The 1,214-nt window shown below is 47.2% G+C and carries 2 protein-coding genes; one reads left to right on the top strand and one right to left on the bottom strand.

What is annotated here, in order from left to right; all coding sequences use genetic code 11:
• Positions 1 to 850: AraC family transcriptional regulator (locus R8O11_RS24950; protein WP_318194572.1), on the bottom strand; the 850-nt coding region annotated here is incomplete at its 3' end.
• 158 nt (positions 851 to 1,008) lie between these two features.
• Here R8O11_RS24950 and R8O11_RS24945 point away from each other — a divergent pair.
• Positions 1,009 to 1,214 (top strand): MATE family efflux transporter (locus tag R8O11_RS24945; RefSeq protein ID WP_318194571.1); only part of this gene is annotated, 206 nt, incomplete at its 3' end.

Here is a 1,214-nt window from a genome sequence, read left to right as displayed (position 1 = left end):
CAGGATCTCGTTCTATTCTTCCATTTTGTCTGAACTCTCTTGGCGTCATGCTCGACCACGCTTTGAAGCGCGTACTAAAGTTTGCGCTGGTTGGGTGCCCGACAATCTCACCAATATGTTGAATCGGCCACTCTGTTGAACGAAGTAAACGCGCGGCATACTCCATTCGCATGCGCATCAAGTGTGCCATCGGGCTTCGACCAAATTGTTGCTGCGTTAAACGATGTAAATGGGGCTCCGAACATGGATAGAGTGCCGCTAACTGCTCAACGCTCCAGTCTTTATGTAATTGACGCTGAACGAGGTCAAATACGCGGCGAAGTTTAAGCTGATTGCGAGAAACAGATTCCGAAGACGGCATATTCAGCATCAATTCCAGTTGCGCTACGCTGTGAGCACCGACCGCACTGCCGTAATCAATGGACAGATTTATGCTACGAAGCAATGTCTGAATACATGAATACATCACTTCCGGTGCAGGTGTTAGTTGATAGCTGATGTTTTCTCCCACCATCGACCACTCTTTATGTTGGGAAAGAAATACCCACGCGATTTGCCATGTTTCATCTTCCATTCCAAACCCATTTTCAATCCCCGCAGGCACGACCACCAGCGATCCGGGTTCAAGCTCATAACGGCACGCCCCACTTTCTAACCAACCTTTACCACGCACAGTATAAAGCAGCATGTGTTTCTTCTGGTTCTTGCGATAAACGGAAAAGAAGTCACGGCAAGTCGCGATCCCACACTGCACAATGCCTCGTTCTTCCAGTGCAAGCACTCGCGTGTGATCAATGAACTCTTGATAGGTTTTCTCTGAGATGGTGTAGCGCTCTTGCTTTTCTTCCATGTCGGTGGCTCGTACTGTGAGTCATCGCGTTTTTACAATGACAAAATTTATTTGCGGGTGTTAGTTGAGAGTTTTGCAAAAGTTTTGGATGCCTTTGAAAAATACAACGCGAAATCATGGGGATAAACTACTCGCATCAATCTTTAAGGAGAAATGCGATGCTCTTAACACGCGAATACATCGATAAAGCATTTTGGCAAAAGCTGATTGCGATTGGCCTCCCTGTTTCACTGCAATCCATGCTTTTTGCGTTGCTCGGCGTCGTGGATATTTTCATGGTGAGTCTACTTGGCGAATCCGCAACAGCTGCAGTCGGTGTCGGAAACCGCATCTTTTTCTTCAACCTTGCGGTCGTTTTTGGCCT

The organism is Vibrio sp. 1288 (assembly GCF_033344475.1).
The sequence above is the reverse complement of the archived record's forward strand: the minus strand, read 5'-3'. Positions and strand labels throughout refer to the sequence as shown.